General features: G+C 70.4%; 9 protein-coding genes and 1 pseudogene. 3 read left to right on the forward strand and 7 right to left on the reverse strand.

What is annotated here, in order from left to right; all coding sequences use genetic code 11:
* Nucleotides 1–151 precede the first annotated feature (151 nt).
* A complete protein-coding gene (locus AC2W7A_RS06535) occupies nucleotides 152–1,072 on the reverse strand; it encodes an SDR family oxidoreductase (protein WP_485990649.1) in 921 nt (306 codons plus the stop codon).
* 286 nt (nucleotides 1,073–1,358) lie between these two features.
* Here AC2W7A_RS06535 and AC2W7A_RS06540 point away from each other — a divergent pair, with 286 nt between their 5' ends.
* The 3 genes and pseudogenes from AC2W7A_RS06540 to AC2W7A_RS06550 all read left to right on the forward strand — a co-directional run bounded on the left by AC2W7A_RS06540 (nucleotide 1,359) and on the right by AC2W7A_RS06550 (nucleotide 3,957).
* Nucleotides 1,359–1,724: a VOC family protein gene (locus AC2W7A_RS06540; protein WP_485990650.1), complete on the forward strand. Its 366-nt coding sequence runs from the start codon at nucleotides 1,359–1,361 to the stop codon at nucleotides 1,722–1,724.
* Between the two features lie 134 nt (nucleotides 1,725–1,858).
* Nucleotides 1,859–2,837 (forward strand): annotated as a pseudogene (locus AC2W7A_RS06545) (IS481 family transposase); the annotation flags it as partial.
* 319 nt (nucleotides 2,838–3,156) lie between these two features.
* Nucleotides 3,157–3,957: a hypothetical protein gene (locus tag AC2W7A_RS06550; protein ID WP_485990657.1), complete on the forward strand. Its 801-nt coding sequence runs from the start codon at nucleotides 3,157–3,159 to the stop codon at nucleotides 3,955–3,957.
* Between the two features lie 51 nt (nucleotides 3,958–4,008).
* Here AC2W7A_RS06550 and AC2W7A_RS06555 read toward each other — a convergent pair whose 3' ends face one another.
* From AC2W7A_RS06555 to AC2W7A_RS06580, 6 genes are all read right to left on the reverse strand, one after another.
* Nucleotides 4,009–4,605, reverse strand: coding sequence for a class I SAM-dependent DNA methyltransferase (locus tag AC2W7A_RS06555; RefSeq protein ID WP_485990651.1), 597 nt, complete (start codon nucleotides 4,603–4,605; stop codon nucleotides 4,009–4,011).
* A complete protein-coding gene (locus tag AC2W7A_RS06560) occupies nucleotides 4,602–5,108 on the reverse strand; it encodes a GyrI-like domain-containing protein (RefSeq protein ID WP_485990652.1) in 507 nt (168 codons plus the stop codon). Before AC2W7A_RS06560 ends, AC2W7A_RS06555 begins: the two co-directional genes overlap by 4 nt.
* Nucleotides 5,109–5,493: 385 nt before the next feature.
* Nucleotides 5,494–6,042, reverse strand: coding sequence for a GNAT family N-acetyltransferase (locus AC2W7A_RS06565; RefSeq protein WP_485990653.1), 549 nt, complete (start codon nucleotides 6,040–6,042; stop codon nucleotides 5,494–5,496).
* 29 nt (nucleotides 6,043–6,071) lie between these two features.
* Entirely contained in the window at nucleotides 6,072–6,317 is a 246-nt protein-coding gene (locus tag AC2W7A_RS06570) for a hypothetical protein (protein WP_485990654.1), read from the reverse strand.
* 2 nt (nucleotides 6,318–6,319) lie between these two features.
* Nucleotides 6,320–7,093: a 3-oxoacyl-ACP reductase FabG gene (fabG, locus tag AC2W7A_RS06575; RefSeq protein WP_485990655.1), complete on the reverse strand. Its 774-nt coding sequence runs from the start codon at nucleotides 7,091–7,093 to the stop codon at nucleotides 6,320–6,322.
* Between the two features lie 374 nt (nucleotides 7,094–7,467).
* Nucleotides 7,468–8,184 (reverse strand): MFS transporter (locus AC2W7A_RS06580; RefSeq protein ID WP_485990656.1); only part of this gene is annotated, 717 nt, incomplete at its 5' end.

Here is an 8,184-nt window from a genome sequence, read left to right on the forward strand (position 1 = left end):
CGGGCGTCCCCGTGCGAAGGCGGTGCAGGTGGTAGCCGGCGGCGAGGCCAACCTGTCCCCCGCCCATCACCAGGACGTCCACGCCCCGCACGTTGTCGGCGGGGGCCTGCGGCGCGGGGAGGGTGGACGTCCGGGGCGGCGGGAGCGGGCGTCACGGGGTGGGTATGCCGCCGGTCACCGGGATGGTCGCGCCCACCACATAGGAGGACTCCGGCGAGGCCAGGAACACGTAGGCCGGGGCGAGCTCGGTGGGCTGGCCGGCGCGGCCCAGCGGGGTGGACTGGCCGAACTCCGGCAGGTCCTCCGACTTCTGGCCGCCGGAGGGCTGCAGCGGGGTCCAGATCGGACCGGGCGCCACGGCGTTCACGCGGATGCCCTTCGGGGCCAGCTGCTGGCCCAGGGCCTTCGTGAAGGTGTTGATGGCGGCCTTCGTGGCGGAGTAGTCCACCAGCTGCTCCGGGGCCATGTAGGCGACCACGGAGGTGGTGTTGATGATCGTGGAGCCCGGCTTCAGGTGCGGCAGGGCGGCCTTGACCAGGCGGAACTGGGCCAGGATGTTGACGTCGAAGGTGGCCTCGAGCTGCTCGTTGTCGATGTCCTCGATCGAGTCCTGCGCCACCTGCTTGCCGCCGTTGTTCACCAGCACGTCCAGCCCGCCGAGCTTCTCGACCGCCTGGGCCACGAGGTCGGCGCAGAACGTCTTGTCGCGGAGGTCGCCGGGGATCCCGGCGGCGGTGCGCCCCTCCGCCTGCAGGACCTCGAGGACGTGCTGGGCGTCCTTCTCCTCCTCGGGCAGGTAAGTGATCACGACGTCGGCGCCCTCGCGAGCGAACGCGATCGCGGTGGCCGCGCCGATGCCGGAGTCGCCGCCGGTGATGAGCGCCTTGCGGCCCTCGAGACGGCCGGTGCCGCGGTAGGAGTGCTCGCCGAGGTCGGCCTTGGGGGTCATCTCGGCGTCCAGGCCGGTGCCCGGCAGGGACTGCTCCGGCGGGCTGATCACCGGGTAGCGCTTCACCGGGTCCTGCAGGGTGAGCTGGTCGGTGGTGGTGGTGTTCGTGTCCTCGGGCGCCATGGTTCCTCCTGGTCTAGCACGGCCGGCGGGCGAGTGCCGCGCCGGTGGCTCCGAGCGTAGGAGCCGCGGGCGGGGTCCGGCGAGGGCCCGCCGTCGTCGCCGGGGGTGGGAAGGGGGGATGAGGGGAAGCAGGAGAATCCACTGCACTTCTGACCCTTCTGAAGCCCAATCCGGGGCTGAGAAGGGTCAGAAGTGCAGTCGATTCGACGCGGCCGGGGCCGGGCGGGGGTGCCGACGGGCGTGCCGGGCGTTGAGGTCCACCCTCCCCCCGTGGTTCCCTGGGCGCATGAGCCTGCGCCTCTCCCACACCACCTGGGACGCCCTGGACCCCTACGCCGTCGCCGAGTTCTGGCGGGAGCTGACGGGCTGGGACGTCGCCGAGCCGGACTCCTACGCGCCCGGATCGGACGAGTGCTACCTCCTCACCCCGGACGGGTACACGGTGCTCTTCTACCGGGTGCCGGACGCCAAGCGCGTGAAGAACCGCGCCCACATGGACCTCACGACGCGCGGCTCCACCCGGGACGAGGAGGTCGCCCGGGCCCTGGCCCTCGGGGCCACCATGGTGGACGACCGCCGCGGCGACCTCGGCTGGGCCGTGCTGGCCGACCCCGAGGGCAACGAGTTCTGCATCCTCGACACCGGCGACTGACCGGCCGCGCCCTAGGTGTGATGTCCGGGGACGTTGTTTCCCGACACGGGGTTGAGTCTTCCGAGGGGTGAGGACCTCCGGGCTGTGAAGTGGAGCTGTCTAGTTCACCGCTTCACGAACCGCAGGAGGCCCTCGTGTCCCACGCTAACGCTGTCCTTAACCCCGCGCACGAGACTCCGTCTCGCGCGCCTGATCGTCGAGGACGGCTACGCCGCTGTTGTAGCCGCGAAGATGTTCATGGTCTGGCCCGTCATCGCACGCAAAATGGGCCGCCCGCTACCGAGCTGAAGGCTCGGCCGGGATGCAGGACCGGTCGAGCCGACCACATCTCGTCCCGCACAAGACGCCGGAGTCGGTGAACAAGCGCATCATCGCGTTGCGGTGGCGTCTCCGGCTCGGGCCCGCGCAGATCGCCGGCCGGCTCGGGCTGGCCGCCTCGACCGTCCACGCGGTCTTGGTTCGCTGCGGCGTGAACAGGCTCTCGCACATCGACCGCGTCACCGGGGAGCCGCTGCGGCGCTACGAGCATCCGCATCCGGGGTCGCTGATCCATGTCGACGTGACGAAGTTCGGCAACATCCCCGACGGAGGTGGGCACCGCTACGTCGGTCGGCAGCAAGGCCACGCGAATCGTCGCTCCAGCGACAACATCACGCGCGGGAAGAACTATCGGGCGCTGATCGGCACGGCGTTCGTCCACACGGTCGTCGATGATCACTCTCGCGTCGCCTATGCCGAGATCTTGCTCGGACGAGAAGGCCGTCACCGCGATCGGGGTACTCGAGCGCGCCGTCGCTTGGTTCGCTGAGCGCGGCGTCACCGTCGAGCGAGTGCTGTCCGACAACGGTTCTGCTTACACGTCCTTCGCCTGGCGCGATGCCTGCAACCGGCTCGGCATCGCGCACAAGCGGACGCGCCCGTATCGGCCGCAGACCAATGGAAAAATCGAGCGCTTCCACCGCACGCTCGCGGATGGTTGGGCTTACGCGCGGTTCTACTCGTCAGAGAGCGAGCGGCGCGACGAGCTGGCTGCACTTCTACAATCATCACCGGCACCACTCCGCGATCGGCGGCGCGCCCATCAGCAGGCTCAACAACCTACCCGGACATCACAGGACCAGGTGTTCGACGACGTCATACTCCTGGAGGGCGGCGTGCGGTGCGACGGCTCCGGGAACCGCGAGTCCGTGGTGGGTGACAGCGACTTCGGTGGGCACAGCGACTATCTGCAGGGAGATACCCTGGCTCTGCGGAACATCCAGGGCGTCCTCTATGAGGATCAGGTGTACCCGGAGATCGGCATGGACGGGAACTTCTTCGGTGAGCGCGACCCGCTGCGGAAGCATCCCGAGGACTACCAGCGTGTGGACGACTTCCCGTCGGCCTCGCTCGACGACGCATACCAGGACGCCACAGGAAAGGAGCGCCGGAAGTGACGACGGCACCGCTCACCCACCGCCCTCCCCACATCCTCGCCGCCGCGGCCCTGCTGCTCGCACTGACCGGTTGCGGCCAGCAAGAAGCTGAGAGCAACACCCCCGCGGCCACCACGAACGGGAGCCCGAGCCAGACCGCCCCCGCCGGATCCGCTGAGAGCACCCCCGCCCCGAACCCCGAGGAGCCCTCCATGTCCGCCGCGACCACGCCCACACGCCCCGAGCCCACTCCGGAACTGCTGGAGCGGCAGCAGCAGCTGCTGGAGGAGCAGCTGCCCGCCGTCATGGACGCGATCGACACAGAGGGCCTCCGAGACCTCGCCCAGGTCTCCTGCACCGGGCCGGTGGACCCCCGCACGGACGAAGGCCCCGGCGCCACCCGCTGGCTGTTCTCCCTGCGCAAGGGCGTGCCGGACCTGGACGCGGCAAAGACCACCGCCGAACCCGCCCGGGCCTACTTGGAAGAGCACGGCTGGACGGTGGACGTCGGCCCCGGCCGCTACCCCGGAGGGCCGGTCACCACCGTCTTCATCGCCCAGCACGCCGAGACCGGTCTGGCCCTGAACGCGGAGTACCACCGTGGCGGCGGTGAGTCCGTGCTGATCGTGCACGGCGCGGGCGGCTGCATCGAGATCCCGAAGGACCAGCTGATGGTCCGCTCCCCCCTGGACGGCAGCTTCGGCGACGGCTCCCCCGGCTACGACCAGGACGCCGAACGCGCAGACCCCGACTACCGGGAACCCACGTTCCACCCGGACGCCGGGCCCGCCACCCGGCACCGCGGCGTCGGAGACTGAGGCACGGGCCTCGGAGGCACCGGCAGGGTCAGCTCCGACGTCCCCGCTCGATCAGGGCCGTCGTGCCTCGAGGGCCAGGTGGGGCCGGGCTCCGCGGTCCGACCTGCGCTCCTGGTGGACGACGACGAACCCCGCCTCCTCGAGTCTGCTCACCATCGACGAGGCCGGCCAGGCCCACGCCCGGGTGACGGCATGCGCGAAGGGTGCGAGCCCGACGTCGTGAAGGGCCTCGAAGAGTCCGAGCAGGAGGGAGCCGCCCGGCTGAAGGGCTGTGAAGCACGCCCTGAGGTGACGGTGGAGTTCTCCAGGGGGCGTGTGGATGAGCGAGTACCAGGCGAGGATGCCGGCACAGGTGCCCGGGGCCAGGTCTGCGAACCCGCCGCGGGTGAACGTGGTGCCCAGATGGGCGGTCCGGGCGATCTCTACGAACTCTGGAACCGGGTCCAGGCCGCGGATCCGCACGCCACGGGAGGCGAGCCAGCCGGTCCAGTGGCCGGGGCCGCAGCCGACGTCCAGCACGAGGCCGTCCTGCCGGGCCGCCCAGCGGGAGATCAGGGCCCGGTCCTCCGGCGCAGTGGCGTCCATGTGGCCGAGCAGTTCGGCGTACTCGTGGGCACGGGCGCCGTAGGCGGTACGAAGATCGCTCACGCGCGACGGGTGACGGGCACGGCGAGGCCGGTGACCAGCTCGGCAGGGTCCATGTCCGGGGTGGGGTTGGTCTCGTAGGCCTCCCAGCAGAGGCGCGCCGGCTCCCAGCCGGCGGCACGCAGGTGGTCCAGCAGGGTGCCCCACGCCTCGGACAGGCCGTCGTAGGAGCCGTGGTGGCGGGCGACCGCGACCTGCCCGGCCGGCAGCTCTCCGGCTTCCACGGTGGTGTCCCTGTGCTGGGTCGGGGTGCTCACGGGTGTCTCGAGCGGGTAGCCCACCTCGATGTCCACCGTCGATCCGAGGCCTGCCTCGCCGAAGCCGCGGTACAGGGAGAACGCCGGTCCGGCGGGGGTGAAGGATCCCTGGTCGGCGGCTTGGCCGAGGGCGCGGTGGGCCCGGTCCATGAAGGCAGGCAGCTCGTCCATGGCCACCTGCCCGCCGCGCACGACGGCGGTGGGGAAGCCGGGGAAGTCGATGACGGTGATCTCGCTCAGGGTGCTCACCCGGCCAGTGTAGTGACGCGGCGCACAGTGGTGCGGGGCGGATGGTGACGTTCAGCCGCCGTAGCTGCTCCGTTGAAGCCCCGCGGTGCGAATCCAGGAATGATCACTGAGGACTTCAGTTTGCTCAGTGAGCGCGTCACTTTGCTCACTGAGGGGCTCACTGACGCCACAGTGATGCCGCGTACCGGTTGTTTCGGGTCCTCTCGCTTCGCGAACCGCGCACGGACTGGTATGGCCTGTGGACGAGCTTGAGGCCGCAGTCCACGTTGTTCCTGAGTTGTTTCAACATTCCCAGAACGGCTGGACGCGCGCGGCGCGGTCGAATGCGCCGTGGAGCATGTGCCCGCCTCCGCGGGATCACGACGACGGCACTCGCCTTCCGCTGTCAGGCCGGCAGGTCGTCCCAGGGCACGGGGGTGGTGGTCCCGTTCTCCCAGTCCTGGCGGAGGATCGCGTAGGCCACGGACGCGCGGGGCTCGGCCCCGTCCACGGGCCAGCCGCGGCGGTAGTGGGCTTCCTTGACCCAGCCGGCGCGCTGGAAGGTGCGGCGCATGGCGGTGTTGTCATCCCGGGTCTGGCCCTCGAAGCGGTCGACCTCCGGCATGGTGCGGAAGACGTGGTCCGTGAGTGCGGTGAGGATGGGGGTGGCCAGGCCCTTGCCTCGGTGCGCTTCGTCCAGGCGCAGGTCGAACAGCGGGGTGGGGTCGGTGAGGTCCTCGAGCCGCACGAAGCCGACGCGTCCGTGGAGTGGGTGGTCGATCCAGTAGGAGCGGTTGTCTTCGTCGTCGAAGGCGCCGCCTGCGAGGGACTCCTCGACGCCTGCGGCCGTGACCTGGGGACGCATGTGCATGGGCCAGCGCGAGCCGGTCATGAACGAGATGAGCTCTTCCCGGTCCGCGCCCTCGGGGTCGATGCGGGTGAAGGTGACGGTCATGGGGTGAGCGTAACCGGCGGTGCGTGAGCTCAGGGTCCGTGGACGAGGGTGGCCGTCACCAGCATCGCCGGGATGCCGAAGATCGCGACCACCAGGGCGACGGCGGTGAGCCACCACGTCCGGCGCAGGTAGGCGGCGACCGCGGACACCCCGGCCAGCACGGGAATCGCGGCGATCATCAGCAGGCTCTGCGTGGAGGATCCCGAACCGAGGGTGACACCCCAGACGATCACGGCGACGGCGGCGGTCAGGGCGAGCCAGGCGAAGGTGCGCACGCTCAGATGCCGTCGAGAGCCGCTGGCTCCTCCGGAAGGATCTGACCGCCGTCCACGACGATGCCCTGGCCGGTGATGTACCGGGCTCCGTCCGAGGCAAGGAAAGCGACGGTGGCGCCGATGTCCTTGGGCTCACCGAGGAATCCGGCGGGCACGGACTTGGCCATGTTGTTCATGTAGTCCTGGCCCATGGCCGCAAGTCCCGGGGTGACGATGTTGCCCGGCAGCACGGCGTTGACGGTGACTCCCTTGCGGGCGAGCTCGATGGCGGCGGAGCGGACGAACCCCATCTGCGCGGCCTTGGTGGCGCCGTAGTGGGACCAGGCCGGGTAGCCGGTGTAGTTGCCGGTGATGGAGCTGGTGAGCACGATGCGGCCTCGGCCGGACTTGATCAGCTCGGGCATAGCGGCCTGGACGGCGTGGATGGTGCCCTTGACGTTGATGTCGAAGATGAGGTCGATGTCCTCGTCGGTCATCTCCTCGATGGAGGACTGCGGGTAGACGCCGGCGTTGGAGGCCAGGACGTCCAGTGCCCCGAACTCTGCGACGACGTCGGCGACGACCTTGGTGCAGGCCTCACGGTCGCGCACATCCAGGACATGGGCGGAGAACCCGGCCTCGCGCGCCGTGGCGCATTCCTCCTCGGTCAGACCCGTGACGGCGACTTGCGCGCCGTGCTCCTTGAGCTGGGTGGCGATGCCGAAGCCGATGCCGATGCCGAGCGTCCCTCCGGTGACGAGGGCGGTGCGGCCGGCGAGCAGTCCGGTGGCGGTCATGGCGGGGTCCTCTCTGCAGCGGTCAAGAGCAGATCACGGGCCCGTCATTGCACCCACGAACGGACACTACCGAGGACCCACGAAGTGCACGAGGCTTGTCCTCCAGACCCCGTACAACGACGACGGCCGCTCGGCTCGGTCTAGTTGTAGGAGGGCATGACGTTGGTGGCACCATCATCTTTTCGCACGTCCATCGTGGATCCCAGTTCTGCGAAAGACTCGCCGCGTGTCCTGCGAAATCTTCGCTGCATCTCGACATCCGAGCCCCGCCCCGAAAGGACCTGGCGATCGCGACAACACCTGGCGGCAGCACCCAGGTCATGTCGCGATCGCCAGGTCGAGGCGGACGCGCCCCGACCCCCGCCACGCCCCGCTCAGGCGGCGGCGGGCTCCTCGGAGCGCAGCTGACCGGTCGCGGCCAGGACCCCGGCCAGCACCAGCGGGACCACCCCCGCCGCGAGGAACAGCGCCCCCGGGGCGACGACGGCGGACACCGCCCCCACGAGCCCGATGGACAGCGGCATGAACGCGACCGAGACGAAGAAGTCCAGGCTCGCCACCCGCCCCAGCATCTCCAGCGGCACGTGGGTCTGGAGCGCGGTCCCCCAGATCACCATGCCCACCCCGATGCCGGCGCCGTAGAGCATCAGCCCGGCCCCGATGATCCACGGGTTCGACGTCCACGCGGTCAGGGCCAGCGGCAGGCAGGCCAGGGCCCAGGCGGTCACCATGGCGGGCAAGAACCGCCGGGGCGCCGACGTTCCGCCGGCTACCAGCGAGCCCACCAGGCCGCCGACGCCGAGGGCGGCCAGCACCGCTCCGTAGACCGCCGCCCCGTTCTCGTGCTCGCCGCGCAGCAGCACCGGCAGCAGCACCTCAAGGACGCCGGTGGTCACCAGGCCCATGAGCGCGGCGAACAGGACGCTGCTCCGCACCCAGCGGGTCCGTAGGACGTACCGGAACCCCTCGGCCAGGTCGCGGAGCGGATGCGCGGGCGGACCCTCCGCCCCGTCCCCGCCGGCGGAGCCGGGAAGGCGAGCGCCGACGTCGGGAAGTCGGGGCGGCGAGGACCGCACAGGCGGCGAGGGGTG

It is taken from the genome of Micrococcus sp. LASM2_SD2 (assembly GCF_057364565.1).

Coding starts and splice junctions, on each gene's coding strand:
- AC2W7A_RS06535 (WP_485990649.1), bottom strand. CDS start 1,072: ATGGCGCCCGAGGACACGAACACCACCACCACCGACCAGCTCACCCTG.
- AC2W7A_RS06540 (WP_485990650.1), top strand. CDS start 1,359: ATGAGCCTGCGCCTCTCCCACACCACCTGGGACGCCCTGGACCCCTAC.
- AC2W7A_RS06565 (WP_485990653.1), bottom strand. CDS start 6,042: ATGACCGTCACCTTCACCCGCATCGACCCCGAGGGCGCGGACCGGGAA.
- fabG (WP_485990655.1), bottom strand. CDS start 7,093: ATGACCGCCACCGGACTGCTCGCCGGCCGCACCGCCCTCGTCACCGGA.